General features: G+C 62.6%; 15 protein-coding genes. 7 read left to right on the top strand and 8 right to left on the bottom strand.

Features of this window, described 5'->3' with window-relative positions:
* The first annotated feature begins 151 nt into the window (after window positions 1–151).
* Genes G9U53_RS17050 through G9U53_RS17025 form a run of 6 tightly spaced genes read left to right on the top strand, consistent with a single transcriptional unit; the run spans window position 152 to window position 6195 of the window.
* Complete coding sequence (locus G9U53_RS17050; RefSeq protein WP_165638944.1) at window positions 152–1711, top strand: long-chain-fatty-acid--CoA ligase; 1560 nt, start codon at window positions 152–154, stop codon at window positions 1709–1711.
* Window positions 1708–2754: an MBL fold metallo-hydrolase gene (locus G9U53_RS17045; RefSeq protein WP_064114211.1), complete on the top strand. Its 1047-nt coding sequence runs from the start codon at window positions 1708–1710 to the stop codon at window positions 2752–2754. Before G9U53_RS17050 ends, G9U53_RS17045 begins: the two co-directional genes overlap by 4 nt.
* A gap of 37 nt (window positions 2755–2791) precedes the next feature.
* On the top strand, window positions 2792–3553 hold the full coding sequence (locus tag G9U53_RS17040) for a crotonase/enoyl-CoA hydratase family protein (RefSeq protein WP_065351440.1): 762 nt from the start codon (window positions 2792–2794) through the stop codon (window positions 3551–3553).
* Window positions 3550–4362, top strand: a complete 813-nt coding sequence (locus G9U53_RS17035) for an enoyl-CoA hydratase-related protein (protein WP_030537193.1) — start codon at window positions 3550–3552, stop codon at window positions 4360–4362. Before G9U53_RS17040 ends, G9U53_RS17035 begins: the two co-directional genes overlap by 4 nt.
* 30 nt (window positions 4363–4392) lie before the next feature.
* Entirely contained in the window at window positions 4393–5295 is a 903-nt protein-coding gene (locus G9U53_RS17030) for a LysR family transcriptional regulator (RefSeq protein ID WP_007729501.1), read from the top strand.
* A 3-nt stretch (window positions 5296–5298) separates the two neighbouring features.
* Complete coding sequence (locus G9U53_RS17025) at window positions 5299–6195, top strand: LysR family transcriptional regulator (protein WP_003939949.1); 897 nt, start codon at window positions 5299–5301, stop codon at window positions 6193–6195.
* Here G9U53_RS17025 and G9U53_RS17020 read toward each other — a convergent pair.
* From G9U53_RS17020 to G9U53_RS17000, 5 genes are all read right to left on the bottom strand, one after another.
* Window positions 6192–7154: a nitronate monooxygenase family protein gene (locus G9U53_RS17020; protein ID WP_042448540.1), complete on the bottom strand. Its 963-nt coding sequence runs from the start codon at window positions 7152–7154 to the stop codon at window positions 6192–6194. The two genes, G9U53_RS17025 and G9U53_RS17020, sit on opposite strands and share 4 nt — an antisense overlap.
* Window positions 7151–8806 carry an AMP-binding protein gene (locus tag G9U53_RS17015; RefSeq protein ID WP_165639020.1) on the bottom strand — a complete coding sequence of 552 codons (1656 nt, stop codon included), beginning with the start codon at window positions 8804–8806 and terminating at the stop codon, window positions 7151–7153. Before G9U53_RS17015 ends, G9U53_RS17020 begins: the two co-directional genes overlap by 4 nt.
* Before the next feature lie 41 nt (window positions 8807–8847).
* Window positions 8848–9612: an SDR family NAD(P)-dependent oxidoreductase gene (locus G9U53_RS17010; RefSeq protein ID WP_003939944.1), complete on the bottom strand. Its 765-nt coding sequence runs from the start codon at window positions 9610–9612 to the stop codon at window positions 8848–8850.
* Between the two features lie 54 nt (window positions 9613–9666).
* The gene (locus G9U53_RS17005) at window positions 9667–10797 is read right to left on the bottom strand and encodes a thiolase family protein (protein ID WP_165638943.1); all 1131 of its coding nucleotides are present in this window, start codon (window positions 10795–10797) and stop codon (window positions 9667–9669) included.
* A 134-nt stretch (window positions 10798–10931) separates the two neighbouring features.
* Window positions 10932–12395 carry an MFS transporter gene (locus G9U53_RS17000; RefSeq protein ID WP_172403434.1) on the bottom strand — a complete coding sequence of 488 codons (1464 nt, stop codon included), beginning with the start codon at window positions 12393–12395 and terminating at the stop codon, window positions 10932–10934.
* A 195-nt stretch (window positions 12396–12590) separates the two neighbouring features.
* Here G9U53_RS17000 and G9U53_RS16995 point away from each other — a divergent pair, with 195 nt between their 5' ends.
* Window positions 12591–13748, top strand: a complete 1158-nt coding sequence (locus G9U53_RS16995) for an acyl-CoA dehydrogenase family protein (protein ID WP_003940617.1) — start codon at window positions 12591–12593, stop codon at window positions 13746–13748.
* 66 nt (window positions 13749–13814) lie between these two features.
* Here the strand turns inward: G9U53_RS16995 and G9U53_RS16990 are convergent, their stop codons facing one another.
* Genes G9U53_RS16990 through G9U53_RS16980 form a run of 3 tightly spaced genes read right to left on the bottom strand, consistent with a single transcriptional unit; the run spans window position 13815 to window position 16937 of the window.
* The gene (locus G9U53_RS16990) at window positions 13815–15035 is read right to left on the bottom strand and encodes a CoA transferase (RefSeq protein ID WP_058037638.1); all 1221 of its coding nucleotides are present in this window, start codon (window positions 15033–15035) and stop codon (window positions 13815–13817) included.
* A gap of 31 nt (window positions 15036–15066) precedes the next feature.
* Complete coding sequence (locus tag G9U53_RS16985; RefSeq protein WP_030537188.1) at window positions 15067–16065, bottom strand: MaoC family dehydratase; 999 nt, start codon at window positions 16063–16065, stop codon at window positions 15067–15069.
* A complete protein-coding gene (locus G9U53_RS16980) occupies window positions 16062–16937 on the bottom strand; it encodes a CoA ester lyase (RefSeq protein ID WP_030537187.1) in 876 nt (291 codons plus the stop codon). The genes G9U53_RS16985 and G9U53_RS16980 overlap by 4 nt, the downstream gene beginning before the upstream one ends.
* Between the last annotated feature and the right edge of the window lie 139 nt (window positions 16938–17076).

Below are 17076 nucleotides of genomic sequence, written 5' to 3'. Positions count from 1 at the left end.
GGTGACTTGCTGCGACCTGCGGACATAGGTCTGAGCTATGGCTCTGTGCGCCTTCTCGTCTTTGTGGCGCAGGCCATAGCGATGGTCGACTGTTCCAGTACCACCGACCGCGGTTCGTGCTCGGTGAGTACCTGGAACACAGGAGCGTGATGTGAGCGAGCTTCACCTACCCAACCGGATACGCCACTCGGCGTCGACACGGCCGTCCGATCCGGCAATCACGTGCGGCGACCGAATGTTGACTTGGGCTGAGCTGGATGGCGAGACCAGCACCTTGGCGAGTGCGCTGGCAGAAGTGACCACAACGGGTGCTCGTGTCGGTGCGCTACTGCGGATGGGGCTCGAAGGTGCGGAAACCTTCATCGCATGTGCGAAGGCAGGCGCTGTGTTCATACCGTTGAACTGGCGGCTCAACCCACTCGAACTCGTCGACATCGCCGAGGACGCGGAGCTCGACGTCTTGATCGTCGATGACGAGTTCGCCGCGGGGGCGGCGGCGATGTCCGCAGCGTTGCCAGACATCGAGGTCATAACCGTGGGAGCTGCAGGGGGCCTGCCGGATTCGCGAACCTGGGCGGAGTTCGTGGCATCAGGGACCGGTGTCGACCCCGGACACGGGCACGATCCGGACGCAGCAGTTCTGCAGCTGTACACGTCCGGGACAACCGGCCGGCCCAAGGGCGTCGTGGCCACGCACCGGAATCTGTACAACGAGCCCGAGGGGTTCGATGTCTACGAATTCGGTTCGAATGCAGTCGCACTCGATGCACTTCCCCTCTTTCACATCGCCGGTGCCGGCTGGATGAGTACATGCTTGTCGGCCGGAGTGCCTTTGGTGCTGCTCGGAGACATGGCGCCTGCTCGGGTCGCTGATGCCATCGCGACCCACCGCGTCACCCACGCATTTCTGGTGCCTGCAGTCATTCAGACGCTGGTAGATCTGCCGACTCTCGACAGTTTCGATCTGACCAGCCTGGAGGTGGTCGCCTATGGGGCGTCACCGATCACTCCGGCGCTCCTCGCCCACGCGATGACTGTCTTGAACTGCAAATTCGTTCAGCGATACGGGATGACCGAGACGACGGGTTCGGTATCCGTCCTTCGTGCTTACGACCATCATGTGAGCGGGCCGCGTTCGGAGTTGCTTCGCTCTGCGGGCAAGCCGATGATCGGCGTCGAGATCTCGATTCGAGACGTCACCAATGGTGAGGAATTGCCGCCCAATAATTCCGGTGAGATCGTCGCGCGCAGTAGAAACAACACTCGCGGATACTGGCGACGTGACCGTGAGACCGCCGAATTGTTCACCCACGACGGTTTCCTCCGAACGGGGGACGCCGGCCATCTGGACGACGAGGGGTATCTGTTCGTCACCGATCGACTCAAGGACATGATCATCACCGGCGGAGAGAACGTCTATCCGATCGAGGTGGAATCCATTCTGGCCGAGCACCCCTCGGTCGCCGAGGTCGCGGTGGTCGGGGTTCCCGACAAGCGCTGGGGTGAATCCGTGACCGCAGTGGTCAAACTGGTCGACGGTGCCGACGTGCCGAGCGTCGACGAGTTGATCGCTTTCAGCACAGCGAAGTTGGCGTCGTACAAGAAACCTCGCCAGATCCATTTCGTGGACTCCCTACCTCGCAACGCGAGCGGAAAACTGCTCAAGTCGAGCCTGCGGACCATGCTGAACGCGAGCGGAGAAGCATCATGATCGTGACCGAAGACGTCGGTGTCGCACAACGTGAGGCATGGGCGAACAAAGTCCTTCCACCGGTCGAACAGGTGCGGGACGGATTGTGGTCGATCCCTGTTCCCATGCCGGACAACCCTTTGCGCTACGTACTCGTCTACGCACTCGCGCTCGACGACGGACTTGCCCTCATCGACGTCGGTTGGGATCACGAACAGTCCTGGCAGGCTCTCGTCGACGGCATAGCATCGATCGGATACCACGTTTCCGAAGTGCGCTATGCGGCAATCACGCACCTGCATCCCGATCACTTCGGCCTGGCGCCGCGTCTTCGGCAGGTCAGCGGCGCAACGCTTGCGATGCACGTGGCCGACGCGACGCTCCTCGGGTACCACGGGCCCGAACAGACCCGCGACGACATCAGTGGCTGGAACCTGCAGTTGTCCGAACTCGGCGCACCGGCCGAAGTGCTCGACGCGTCTCGGGTCGACCTGGTGCGGTTCGCCGAGCACGAAACCATCGACATTATTCTGGGAGAAGGGGATTCACTCGACCTACCCGGTTGGAATCTCCGCGCCCAATGGACACCGGGGCACACTCCCGGACATCTCTGTTTCGTGGAAGAGGACAGAGGCTTGTTGTTCAGCGGCGATCACATGCTGCCGAGGATCAGCCCGAACATCTCCACGATTCCCGGTGAACTCGAGAACCCACTTCATCGTTATCTTCTCTCGCTCGAGGCGACGACAACACTGGGCGAGTGCGAAGTGCTTCCGGCACATGAATATCGATTCCGTGGGATCGCCGATCGTGCACGTCAATTGATGGGGCACCACGAGGAGCGATTGGCGGAGATCGTGGCTGCGGTGCAGGATGAGCCTGAATCCACGGCCTGGGAACTCTCACGCACGATCTCCTGGTCTCGCCCGTTCGAACAGATGTCGCCGCGACTACTTCGCTTGGCAGTCCGCGAAACCCATGCTCATCTTGTTGTTTTGGCCAAGCGGGAGATCGTGACACCGTCCGGCGGCACACCCGTGCGCTGGAGCATTCGCGCGCAGTGACCTTTCAAGAATCTCATCACGGAAGTAGGAACCGAACATGAGCGTCGTGCTCACCGACTTCGCCGACGGCGTTGCCGTCATCACCCTCAATCGTCCCGAGGCCAAGAACGCGGTCAATCTCGAACTTGCCGAAGCCTTGGCTGCGGCCATCGACGAGTTCGAGGAACGGGCCGATCTCACCATCGGCATTCTGACCGGATCTGGTGGAACCTTCTGCGCCGGTATGGATCTGAAGGGATTTGCGCGCGGAGAGCGGCCATCGCTACCGGGTCGTGGTTTTGCCGGTCTGACCGAGGCACCGCCGTCGAAGCCGCTGATCGCAGCCGTCGAAGGTTGGGCACTCGCCGGCGGTTGCGAACTGGCCTTGGCGGCCGACTTGATCGTGGCGTCCACGGACGCGAAATTCGGCCTGCCCGAAGTGAAGCGGGGACTTGCCGCGGCCGCCGGCGGACTCCTACGTCTGCCGAAAATTCTTCCGTATCAGTTGGCCATGGAAATCGCGATCACGGGGGATCCACTCAGTGCCACCGTGGCGCATCATCACGGCTTGGTCAATCGGCTCGCCGAACCGGGACACGCGCTGACCGTCGCACGCGAGCTTGCGGCCCGAGTAGCGGCTAACGGTCCACTGGCTGTTCGCGCGACCAAGCAGGTACTGGCAATGTCCGCCAAGTACACCGATCCGGATGCCTTTGTCGCGCAACGCGAATTCATCGATCCGGTCTTCACCTCTCGTGATGCCAAGGAGGGCGCCACGGCATTTGCCGAGAAGCGCTCTCCCGTGTGGAGTGGTTCATGAGTGCCGAGACGATCGAGCGTGCGGCCGTAAGCATCGAACGAGACGGTGCTGTCGCGACGATTGTTCTCTGTCGGCCGCACCGCCGCAACGCTCTCGATCTCGACGCCTGGATCGCTCTACGTGAAGCAGTCCTCGAACTTCAAGAGGACGCGCAGATTCGCTCGGTGATCCTGACCGGCGCGGATGGGACCTTCTGCGCGGGCTCCGATCTGGACAAGCGTGGCTCGTCGCACCCGCTCGATCGCATGCGTGTCATCAACGCAACGGCAATCGCACTGAGTGAGTTTCCCAAACCTCTGGTGGCGAAGGTCGACGGGTTTGCCGTCGGAGCCGGATGGAACATGGCGTTGCTCTGCGACTTCGTCGTGGCGGCCAAGGGTGCGAAGTTCAGCCAGATCTTTGCCAAACGGGGGTTGTCTGTCGACTTCGGTGGTTCGTGGATCCTGCCGAGACTGGTCGGCCTCCAACAAGCCAAGCGACTGGTGATGCTTGCCGAGACGATCGACGCACAGGAAGCCTACGAGCTCGGGTTGGTGACTTATCTGGTCGAACCGGCCGAGCTGGACGAACACACGTCAACGCTGGCGCAGCGGCTCGCCGCCGGCCCGCCGGCCGCACTGAGTCAGTCTGCCGCCATGCTCGAACGTCACACCTCCCTCTCGTTGCGGGAGGCCTTGGACAACGAGGCGAGGGCGCAAGCGGTCAATTTTGCGACGGATGCCACCGACGCGGTTCGTGCCTTCGTGGAAAAGCGGGAGCCGATCTTCACCGGAGAGTGGGCCGTACCAGGGGCAACTCGGGTGGAGTGAGCGACGGATCGCTGGTCGTATGATGGATGAGTGGATCTGCACTTCGTCACCTACTTCGTCGCTGTTGTCGACCACGGTGGGATAACGAAGGCCGCTCAGGCTCTCTACATTTCGCAGCCCTCGCTGTCACAGGCAATTCGTACGCTCGAGCGTCGACTCGGCGCCACGCTGTTCGACCGGACGGGCAGGCGGTTGGTTCTTACCGACGCGGGCCGCACGTTCGATCTCGCGGCCAGGAGAATCCTTGCCGACGTCGAGCGCGCGAAGGCGAAAGTGACCGCCGTTCGCGAACTCGAGTTCGGTCGTGTCGACGTCGTCTCGTACTCGGCGTTCTCGATCGATCCGATGGTCGAGTTGGTCCGGCGATTCCGGGCCAACTTCCCGAAGATCGTCGTGCGTGTTCTCGACACGTACGGCCCGGCCGGGGTCGACAATGCGTTGCGGCGAGGGTCGGCCGAGGTCGGCGTCACCGATCTGAGTATCGGGTACGAAGGTTTGGTCACGGCTCCGATTGCCACTCAGGAGTTGGTGCTCGCCACCCATGCGTCGTTGTCCGGCCGACTTGCAACGCCGTTGGCGGATCCGGTTCCGCGAGCGCTCTTGCACAGTTTGCCGCTTGTGGTCGATCTCGGTGATCAATCGAATCAGTTCCGGGGCTTGCTCAGCGAAGGCGCCGAGAACGTAGTCGTGGACTGTGTCCACCCTGTGACCACGTGGGAACTCGTGCGTCGAGGAATCGGCGCCACTGTAGTGCCGAGAAGGGTTGCACAACAGCAGATGACAGACGTCTGCGCCTTCTCCTTCGATCCGCCGCTGACGCGCGACGTCGGTATCGTCTATCGCTCGGGCGAGCAATCCCCGGCGGCCGCTGCATTCATCGCGACGGCTGCGGAAATGGCCACCTCCGCCGTTCCGTCCACGGAAGAGGAGTGAACTGTGGAGTTCCGGCAGATGGAGTACTTCCTCGCAGTGGTCGAGAACAAGGGGATCAACGGCGCCGCAGCGGCTCTCGGCGTTGCTCAGCCGACCGTGTCACAAGCGTTGCGCGGGCTCGAACGTGAACTGGGAGTGAGGCTGTTCCACCGCATCGGGCGCGGCATGGTGCTCAGTGCTGCCGGTCGCAGTCTGGTCGGCCCGAGTCGACAGGTTTTGCGAGACGTAGCTGCGGCGGCTGAACAGTTGACGGCATCCGATGGCGCCATCGTCGGTCGCCTCGACATCATGGCTTTCCCTGCACTGACCTCGGGGACGATCGTCGATCTGATTGCGGAGTTCTGTCGACGGTATCCGCAAGCACGAGTCAGATTCTCGGAACTCGAGCGTGAGGACAATCTGGAAAGTCTCATCCGGGACGGCCACTGCGAATTCGCGGTGGCTCATCTGCCGCTCGAGGCGGGCGAAGGGCTCGAAATCGTCGAATTGGGGGAGCAGGAATACCGCCTGGTCTACCCGGCTGGAACGGAACTACCCGAGGGGCCGGTACGCCTTTCGGAAATGCCGGACATTCCCATGGTATTCGTTCCTCGCGGGGCAGCGATGGGTGACGCGATCGAAGATTCGATCCGAAAGGCCGGTACCAGAACGGAACTCGCGGTGGTGACCGAGCAACGGGAGTCGCGGCTCCCGATGGTCATCGCCGGACTCGGCGGTTCGTTGGTCGAGCGCTCGGTGGCGAAATCGATGCCTGGTCAGGTGGTGGAACGGGCCTGCGAGCCGAGATTCCTGCGTGCGTACGGTCTCGCCTTCGACCCCTCGACGTTGTCGCCGGTGGGACAGGTATTCGTGAACCTGATCCACGAGTACCTGTCCGACGAACGCCGGTCACAGCACTAGAGTCGGCAGATTCGTTCTCGCGCGGCAGAGTACTCGGCGGCGAGACGCTCTACTACTGCATGCGTCGGAAGGACTGCATCGATCGCTCCGATGCCCTGTCCGGCGCCCCAGATGTCACGCCAGGCCTTGGTATCGGTGTCGTTGGTCGCGAAACTCATTGCGGATGGATCGGATTCGGCCAGGTTGTCGGGGTCCAAGCCGGCGGCAACGATGCTGCCCCGCAGGTAGTTTCCGTGTACTCCGGTGAACAGGTTGGAATAGACGATGTCGGAGGCCCCTGAACCCACGATCATCTCCTTGTACGCAGGATCCGCGTTAGCCTCTTCGGTTGCGATGAAAGCTGATCCGACGTATGCCAAATCGGCCCCGGCCGCGAGCGCAGCGAGAATCGAATCACCATGAGCGATGGCACCTGACAACAGCAGTGGACCGGCGAACCACTCACGAATCTCCCGAATCAGGGCAAACGGCGACTGCCTACCGGCATGACCACCGGCCCCGGCAGCTACCGCGATCAGTCCGTCGGCGCCCTTCTCGATCGCCTTGCGTGCAAAGCGATTGTCGATGACGTCATGGAGAACGATTCCGCCGTATGCGTGGACTGCGTCGTTGATGTCGGTGCGAGCGCCGAGGGACGTGATGACGATCGGAACCTCGAACTCGGCGATGGTCGCCAGATCCTCTTCCAGGCGGTTGTTGGACCGGTGGACGATGAGGTTGACGGCAAATGGCGCCGACGGATTCTCCGGGTGCTCACGATCATGTTCCTCACGAGCCACGGTGATCAGTTTGAGCCAATCCCGAAGTGCCGACTGCGGACGAGCATTCAGTGCCGGGAAGGACCCGATGATGCCAGAGGTGCACTGCGCGATGACGAGGTCAGGAGTCGAGATGATGAACATCGGTGAAGCGAGAACCGGGACACGCAGTTGCGACGTCAGGTCTGCGAAGGTCGTCACCTGGAACCGCCTTTCTGATCGACGGATTCGAGAAGTCTCGAGCGGAGGTCGGTCTTGAGGACCTTACCGGCAGCCGATGTCGGAAGGAGTTCTACCTCGACGACTTCGCGAATCTTCTTGTACGGCAGCACCTGCTCGGCGACGAACGCCTTGATCTGCTCGGCGTCGAACTCGGCGCCCGGAATCATCACCACGAAGGCTACGGGCTCCTGGCCGTTGCTCCCCACTTCGCGGCCGACAACCGCAGCAGTCGAGATCGCCGGGTGCGAAACCAGAATCTCTTCGAGTTCCCGCGGATAGACGTTGTACCCCTTGTAGATGAGCATGTCCTTGGCCCGGTCACAGATGAAGAGGTATCCGTCCGAGTCCAGGTACGCGATGTCTCCCGTGTCCAACCAGCCGTCGACGAACTGTTCTGCGGTGGTTTCCGGGTGTCCGAGATAGCCGTCGGTGACCTGAGGCCCACGCACCCACAGTTCGCCGCGTTCGTTCTCGCCCAGAACGGTCTTCCGGTCGAGCTGATCGCGAATCTGGATTTCGGTGTCGAAGATCGGGAGGCCGACGCTGCTCTGCCGATATTCCGAGCCGTTGATCAGCGGAGCGGCCGTGACCACACAGGTGGCCTCGGTCAGCCCGTAGCCTTCGACGACGAGCGCTTTGGGAAATGCCCGGCGGAGTGCGGCGAGCGTGACACTGTCGATCGGGGCAGCACCCGAAGAGACGACGCACACGCTGTCGGTGTTGCGCACCGTGGCGTCGGGATGAACCGACAGTGCGTGCCACATGGCGGGAGACCCGGTGAGATAGGTGGCCTCGTGCTTTTCGATCAGCTCGAGCATCCGGCCGGGTTCGAACCGACCGGCAAACACCTGGGTGAGACCGGAAATCAACAGGAACGACGTGTTGAGCAACGAATGTGCGTGGAAGAGAGGGGAGACAACGATGGTCGCCCCGGTCCCGGGCGTCGGACCGAGCACGTCGAGGCCATCGATGCGTCGAGGAGTGACGAGACCTTCAGGACCTGCATCCAACTCGTGACCGGTTCTCCACCCACACATCTGTGTGATGTTGCCGACGACGTTGCGGTGAAGAACACGAACACCTTTGGAGACTCCGGTGGTTCCGCCGGTGAACGCGATGTGTGCGATGTCGTCGCTACGAACCGAGGCAGGGGTGAATTCGGTGGGTAGATCGGCGATGAAGGAGTCGAACGCGACGACCGACTCCGGTGTGTCGAGCGCGCCCTCGGTGTCCTGGACCATCACGATCGTACGCACGGAGGTTCCTGAAGCGGCCGCGAGCAGTACGTGCAGCTGCGAACTCTGAGTGACTGCAGCAACGGCGGACGTCTCCTCGATCTGCTTGCGCAGGCCGAGCTCTGGCTGCAGTGGGTTGACCAATGTGACTGTCGCCCCGGCCTGTAGGCATCCGTAGTAAGCCTGGAGGAACTCGACGCAGTTCCCGAGGTGCATCAACACCACGTCGCCGACGCCCACCCCGGCTTGCCGCAGTGCGCCGGCGAATTGCGCACTGCGCTGGCCGAGTTCGCGGAAGGTGCACGTACGCTCGCCGTCCACGACGGCGAGGCGGTCACCGTAGAGCGCCGCCATGCTGGGCGCCCAGTACGCCATGGTGGTATCCGGGTATTGCATGTTGTGCCGCAGTTGTGGATTGGCGATCACGCTGGTGCCCGTCACCGGGGAGCCATTCGGATAGCGCCGTCGAGTCTGATGGTCTCGCCGTTGAGGTAGCCGTTCTCGAGCATCGAGACGGCGAGCTGGCCGAACTCGTCCGGACGACCCAGTCGTGAGGGATTGGGAACAGAGGCTTCGAGGGCCGTGCGCACGTCTTCGCGTAGGCGCGCCAGGAGGGGAGTGTCCATGATGCCGGGAGCAATGGTGTTGACGCGGATTCCGCGGCTGGCGAGATCGCGGGCAGCGGTGACCGTCATACCGACGATGCCGGCTTTGGACGCTGTGTAGTTGATCTGACCGATCTGACCTTCGAATGCTGCGACCGACGCCGTCATGACGATGGCACCTCGCTCACCGTCCACGGCGTCGAGTTCCGCCATCCGCTCGGCGCCGAGACGGAGTGCGTTGAACGAACCGACAAGATTCAGCTTGACGACGAACTCGAAATCTTCGACCGATCCGGCTTTTCCGTCCTTGTCGAGAATGCGCATACGACGCCCGGCGCCCGCGCAGTGGACGACGCCGCGGAGGCCGCCGCGCTCGTGCGCCGCGTCGAGTGCTTCGGCGAATTGTTCGCTGTCGGTGACGTCGGCCGGGGCGAATTGTGCGGCAGCACCGAGATCGGCCGCCACCTGCTTACCGTCGGACGAAGGCAGATCGATCAACGTGACCTGCGCTCCGGCGTCGAGCAGCCGTCGAGCGGTTGCCAGGCCGAGGCCTGAAGCGCCGCCGGTGATCGCGGTGGAAAGTCCCTCGAGTTTCATGGATCAATTCTTCTTTCCTGCTGGATGACGTGTCGGCCCGAAAGCGTTGTCGGGTCAGATCAATTCGAGAATGGTCGCATTGGCCATGCCGCCGGCCTCGCACATCGACTGGAGACCGTAGCGAATTCCGTTGTCGCGCATGTGATGTGCCAGGCGAGTCATCAAGATCGCACCTGATCCGCCGAGTGGGTGGCCGACCGCGATAGCGCCGCCGAGCGGATTCACACGATCGATGGCTGCGCCGGTTTCAGACTGCCAGGCAAGCGGGACGGGGGCGAATGCCTCGTTGATCTCGAAGGCGCCGATGTCGTCGATGGACAATCCGGAGCGATCCAATGCCTTTGCGGTGGCGGCAATCGGACCGGTGAGCATGATGACCGGGTCGTCGGCTGCGACCACTGCGGTGTGAATACGAACGAGCGGCTTCCACCCACGTGCCCGGGCGTACTCGCTGGTCGTGACGAGTGTGGCGCCCGCCCCGTCGGAGATCTGAGAAGAGTTGCCGGCGTGGATGGCACCGTCGGCGTCGAAGGCCGGGGGCAACTTCGCGAGCGACTCCACACTTCCGCCTCGCCGAATGCCTTCGTCCTGGGACAAGCCCGCGATCGGAGTGATCTGCCCGGTGAATGCCCCTTCATCGGTGGCACGGGCCGCGAGTTCGTGTGAGCGGAGGGAGTATTCGTCCAGAGCTGTTCGTGTGAGTGCCCATTTCCGGGCCATCATCTCGGCGCCGGTCCCCTGGCTGAAACCGTCCACCCCGTAGCGTTCGAGTACCGAAGCCGGAAAATGCTCACCGTTCTTGCTGGCGGTACCCATCGGTACTCGTGACATCGATTCGACGCCTCCGGCTACGACCACGTCGTTCTGACCGGAGATGACGGTGGCCGCAGCAAAGGAAACTGCCTGCTGGCTCGATCCGCAGGCCCGGGTCAGTGTGACGCCGGGAACGCTGTCGGGCCAGCCGGCAGCGAGTGCCGCTGTGCGGGCGATGCTTCCGGCCTGCTCGCCGACCTGACTGACGCAACCCCAGATCACGTCGTCGACCGTCGCCGCGTCGAGTCCGGTCCGTTCAGCGAGCGCACGCAGTACATGGGCGGACAACTCGGCCGGATGGATCTCCGAGAGGGCGCGGCCGCGACGGCCGATCGGTGTACGTACTGCGTCGACGATGACGGCATCTCGCATGTATCTCTCCTGCTGTTCGTGCCCGGTTCTGCGACTGTGCGGTCGGGGCGTGTCTCGAGTCGATCACGAGCGGGTCGACCCGGCAATGTCTTTCGGTGAATGGCTTTGTTAGCGAATGGCTATACGTGGAGTACTCAGCCTCGGATGAGCTTGCGATCGCGCTCGGGATTGGCGAAGACGAGGACCAGAACCGCGGCGATCACTCCGATGACGCCGATTGCCTGGAAGGACTGGGCGTAGCCGTCGGCCGGGGTTGCAGCGTTGTCCACGATGACTCCGGTTGCGTAAGGAGCAATCAGGCCACCGATCGACATGATGGCGAGGAAGAATCCCATCGTTCCGGCAGTCTGCTGCGGCGGGCACAGCTCCGAGATCGCAGCGTTGATGAGCGGGAAGGTGATTGCCGAGAACCCGTAGCCGATCGAGACCATGGCGACAGCGACGATGGGAGTGGAGATCTGTGGCAGGAACAGGAGAATCGATCCGCAGATCAGAACGCCGACACAGGGAACGATGACGCGAACCGTACGAGAGGTGAAGCCGCGGCCGATCAACTTGTCCGTGACGGAACCGGAGGTGATCATGAGGACGAGACCGACGATCGAGGGCAGCGCGAACATCGAACCGGCCTGCATAGCACTGTATCCGAGGCCGACCTCGAAGTACGACGGCAACCAGGTGAGGACGACGGTGGTCAGCGCGTAGATGGTCGCGATGAGGAAGCAGCAGCTGACGAAGGTGCGGGAGAGCAGGATCTTGCGCCACGGAACGTTGGGCTCGGTGACCGCCTTCGTGGCTGTCCCGGCTGCCTCGGTTGCTTCTGTATCTGCAGTCTTGGTCGCCTTGACGGCCTTGCTCGTGTACGGGCCCTCGGACCAACCGGCCAGCCAGCAACCCATCCACACGAGACCGAGAACGGAGAGCGAGAGAACCGCTGCGCGCCAGCCGTAATGAACGGCGATGAAGGTCAGTACCGGCGCGAGGGCGATCTTTGCGACAGAGGCGGATCCGGCGAGCATTGCGCCGGGAAGGCCGCGCTTGGCCGGCGGGTGCCACGAGTACGCCGCGGTGTGCATCAGCGCCGAACTGGGGCCTTCGGCAAATCCGAGGAGCATGCGCGAGACGATCAACATCGCGAGGCTGGCGCCGAGAACGAGGGGGAGCATGACCACGGACCAGATTGCGGCCAGGATCAACAGCGCCCAACGCAGGGTCAGGTACTTGTTGAGCGGTCCGGCGAGGAATCCACCGATGCAGAACATCAGGAAGAAGAGCGAGCCGACCATGCCGATTTGCGAAGACTTCAGTCCGAGCTCACGAGCGAGGGGCTGAGCGATGATTCCGAGGACTGCCTTGTCCGCGTAGTTGACGATGTAGAGGAAAACGACGAGCCCGGTCATCGTCCACGCACGCTTGCGGGTACCGAAGACGGGAACTGCTGACGAATCTGGCGTTGCTGTTGCTTCGGGCTGGACGTCGTTACGCTGTGGCGCGATGGGGGTCACGTGGCGTCCCTTCGAGACTGGTGGGCGGATGCGATCGTGCTCGAAGCGCGGCCTCGAAGCGATCGATGGTGGTGTGTTTGCCGGCTGACCCATTCAACGTGTTCTGGATCACTTTGAGCAATGTCGCGTCGATGATCGGAACGATAGCGGTTGCCTATGTATCGCAGGTCAGGCCATATTGGTACGCCCTATCGGACGCATAGCCGATGAGTGTTGGATCGAATGCGGAACATTGAGGCAAGGTGAGATCAGGATCACCCTGTCCCCTTGACCGACTGGAGTTCAGACATGCAGCGCACCGTGTTCAACGAGGATCACGAGGCATTCCGGGCAACCGTTCGCGATTTCATCGCGAAGGAAGTAACCCCGGTCCACGAGAAGTGGGAAGAGGACGGTCACCCGCCCCGTGACTTCTACCGACGACTCGGAGAGCTGGGCGTACTCGGAATTCAGGTGCCGGAAGAATACGGCGGAGGCGGCGAGAAGTCGCTCAAGTTCAACGTCGTCGTCGCCGAGGAAGTTGCTGCCGCCGGGGCGTCGTTCGGCTCGCAGTCGGTGCATACGAACCTGATCCTGCCCTACCTGCTCGAGTACGCGAACGAAGAACAGAAGAGCCGCTGGTTGCCGGGCTTCGCTTCCGGAGATCTGATGTTCGCGATTGCGATGACCGAACCGGGAACAGGATCGGATCTGGCGAACATCGCGACCACGGCCAAGCTGTCGGAGGACGGTACGCACTACGTGGTCAATGGTTCCAAGACGTTCATCACCGGTGGAGTACTTGCCGACCGCGTCCTGGTGGTGTGCCGTACCGCGCCCAGCACAGCGGAGAACCGGCGCACGGGGTTGTCGATTCTGGTGATCGATACGTCGTCGCCCGGATACTCGGTGGGGCGCAAGATCAACAAGATCGGGCTCAAGACCTCCGACACTGCGGAGCTTTCGTTTGTCGACGTCAAGGTGCCCGTCGAGGACCGACTCGGAGAAGAGGGCGACGGCTTCAGCTATCTGACCCACAACCTGGCTCAGGAGCGGTTGACCATCGCGTTCGGAGCGGCCGCCACTGCCAGTGCAGCGCTTCGCTTTGCCATCGACTACGTCAAGGACCGCAAGGTGTTCGGCAAGCCGGTCGCGGCCTTCCAGAACACCAAATTCGTTCTGGCCGAATGCGCTACCGAGGTTGATGCCATCCAGCTGGTGTCCGACAACGCACTCGAATGTCATGACCGCGGCACTCTGACGATTCCCGACGCAGCGAAGGCGAAACTGTTCTGCACCGAGGCGGCAGGTCGAGTGATCGACAAGTGCCTCCAATTGCACGGCGGGTACGGCTACATCACCGAGTATCCCATCGCGCGTCTTTACGCAGACACGCGTGTCACACGAATCTACGGTGGCACAAGTGAAGTCATGAAGACCATCATCGCGAAGGATCTTGGTCTCTGACGCACTCTCGACATGTTCTCGGCCTCGGAACAAATGTCCCGAGGCCGAAAACATCTTCCGGGTAGGTCAGTTCGCCGGAACCCCGACGACGCCGTCCGCGATCAGCGTCGAGGCGTGATCGGCGTTGGTTCCGAGGATGTCGGCGAGCACCGCGATCGAATCGCCGCCGACCTCGGAGGCGGGTCCGGTACCCAGGTGTGCGCCGTCGAACGAGGCAGGATTGGCGGCAGCCAGGTAGCTTCCGATTCGAGGTTGATCGAGTGCGGAGAACATCGGGTTGTTCTCCAGTTCGCCAGATTTCACCACTTCCTCGAAACTGCGGTACCTCTCGAACAGAACCGACGATGTGTCCAGCGCTGCAGCGATCTCGGCGCCGCTGTGTTCCCGGAACCAATGTGAGAACAGAGCAGTGAGTACCTCTCGATGACGGTAGCGATCCGCTTCGGTGGAGAAGTCGGCTCCGAGTGCAGCTTCGACAGCGTCGACAGCCGCCGTGGTGCCGGTGACCGACGCAAGGTCGCGGAAATGACGGGTAGTGAGTGCAACGATCATGAACCGGTCGTTGTCGCTGGAGACGAAATCGATTCCGTACGTGCCGTAGACGGCGTTTCCGCCGGACTCGCGACTGCGACCGTTCACTTGTACTTCGGTGAGGTAACCGAGGGTTCCCGCGGTGGCCAATGCGACGTCTTCGAGTGGGAGCGTGATCCGAGATCCATGTCCGGTCGAGTCACGTTGGCGCACTGCGGCAGTGATCGACAGGGCGGCGTAGAGCCCGCATGCGACGTCCCAGGCGGGCAGTGCGTGGTTGACAACTCCGGCGTAGTCGGCGGGGCCGGTGATCTGTGGAAATCCCAAGGCGGCGTTGACCGTGTAGTCGACTCCGGGGCTGCCGTCGCGGCGTCCGAGGATCTCGAGGGTGATGACGTCGCTACGCAACTGGGCCAGGGAGTCGTGGCTCATCCACTTACGGCCGCCGGCGTTGGTGACCAGGATTCCGCCGCCAGGTCCCGGCGCCGTGACCAGTTGGCGTATCAGTTCTTGGCCGCGTTCGGCGCGCATGTCCACTGACAGTGACCGTTTGCCTTTGTTGAGTCCGGTCCAGTAGATGCTCTCGCCCTTGTCTGTGACGGGCCAGCGGTTGTAATCGGAGGCACCTCCGATCGGGTCGATCCGGATCACCTCGGCGCCGAGTTGGGAGAGCGTCAGTCCGCACAGCGGCGCGGCGACAAAGCTCGAGACCTCGACGATGCGAAGCCCGGACAGCGGGCCTGGGCTCTGAGTCATGTGTGGTCCTCCGTGATAGAAGAGTGTGTGCTCATGCCATCAACACGGTGAAACGCCAGTCGAGAACCGGAGTTTGTGTTGCAGAAGCATTGTGGGAGAACACGAGCGAACGCAGTTGCACTGCGGTTCCGTGTTCGAGGGGCGACGAGTTTTCGACGTGCAGTTCGCTCGTGAGGGTATCGCCCTCGTGAACGGGTCCGGTGTGATCGCACGAGTGCCACCCGAGAACCGTCACCACGTTGGGCAGAGCGCGAGTCGCCTGGGCGAGTGCGATCCCGATGGTGTGGCCGCCGTAGACGAGGCGACCGTGGGCGCCGACGCGATCGTCGTGGTGCGTCGCTGCGATGTTCAAGCTCAGCCGGGCAAGTTCGGGTGCGCTGGAGACGACGTCGCCGCTGCTGTGGAAGACGGAGCCCACCAAATCGGAATCGAAGTGCCTGCCGGGTACCCGCTCTCGATACGTGTCGAGGTCCCAACCGTCAGGTGATACGTACGGAGCCGGTTCGGACGGACCGATCGCCCCGAGGTCGTCGGCGTGGCGAGTTCTCGCCTCGATCGGGTCGGGGCTCAGGGGGAGCATGGCGCAGCGGTAGAAGTCGAGGACCGTGTTGCCGTTCTGATCAGCAGACGTCATCCGTAGCGCGGCAAGTCCGGTGGCGCCGCGTCCCGGCTTGGCCGAGTTCTCGCGTAGACCGACAACCTCGGTGCGCGTGTACAGGGTGTCGCCGAGTACCGGGAAACGGTGGAATCGCAGTCCACGGTAGAAGAGGTTCGCCTTGACGTGGTGTGTGACCACGGTTGACTGGCCGATGGCGATGTCGGTGACCAGTCCTGGATTTGCCACTGGTGCACCGGAACCCGTGACGCTCGACGACAAGTGTGCGTCGAGAGGCAAGCGCATGCGGTCACCGAGGATCGCCTGATGGGAGGCGGCGAGTCCACTGGTCAACGTCACCGCGGGGGCTTCGTCGAAGATCTGACCATGGGTGAGCTCGTCGAAGTACGGGCCTCCCACGTAGTGCTCGCTCATACGGTGACTCCTTCGGCTCGGGCAAGCGTACGACGCGCTGCCACGGCCACAGCTTCGTCGAGCATCTGGCCGTCGAGTTGGGCGGCACCCGAACCCAGGGTTTCGGCTTCTTCGAGTGCGGTCAGTACCCGTCGGGCGTCATTGACGGCGTCGTCCGAAGGAGTGAATGCGGTAGTGGCCGAGTCGATCTGCGCCGGGTGGATGACCCATTTGCCGTCGAACCCGAGAGCGCTGGTCCAGTGCGCGGCGCGGCGGAAAGCGTCGTCGTCGGTGATGCCGAGAAAGGGCCCGTCGATGGCTGCGACGCCGGCTGCGCGGCAGGCGATCAGGATTCTGTCCTGGACGGCAAGCCAGTGTTCAGGCAGTGCCGAGCGTGAACGGCCGAGCGCTGCACCGAGATCGGCGTATCCGATGATCGCGGCTTGGAGACGAGGAGTCGCGCGGGCGATGGAGTCGGCATTCTGGACGCCGAGCGGAGTTTCGATCAGGGCTTGCAGGGTGGTGTGGTGCCCACCGGCAGTGAAGAGGATGTGCTCGGCCTCGAGTAGTTCGTCGGCGGACTCGACCTTCGGGACGATCACGCTCGTCAGCGATTCTCCGAGGGCGCCGCAGGCGATCAGGTCGTCGCGGGCCCATGGTGTGGTCAGGCCGTTGATTCGGACCGAGATGGTGCGCGCCCTACCGAACTCGTGCACCAAGGTGCTCACGAGGGTTCGCGCCAGGTCCTTGTTCGCCGAAGTGACGGCATCTTCGAGGTCGAGAATCACCTCGTCTGCGTTCGAGAAGAGTGCTTTGCGTGCCTTGCGCTCGTCTGAACCCGGCGCGACCAGGGACGCGCGACGTCTGGTGGCGCGGTAGTGGTTCTCGTCCATAGTGTGTCGATTACCTCGATCTGGAAATCAAATGTACGGCCAGTTGTGAAGTGGATGAGCTGCCGTGAACGGCGTTGATGTGCACGGAACTGCCTCGATGCTGGCAGTTGCTGCGTATCGATGTCAAGGCGCGGTATTG

The sequence above is a fragment of the Rhodococcus sp. D-46 genome (genome assembly GCF_011290655.1).
GTDB lineage: Bacteria > Actinomycetota > Actinomycetes > Mycobacteriales > Mycobacteriaceae > Rhodococcus_F > Rhodococcus_F qingshengii.
Note: the sequence above shows the minus strand (reverse complement) of the source record. Positions and strands in the feature narration are given on the sequence as shown.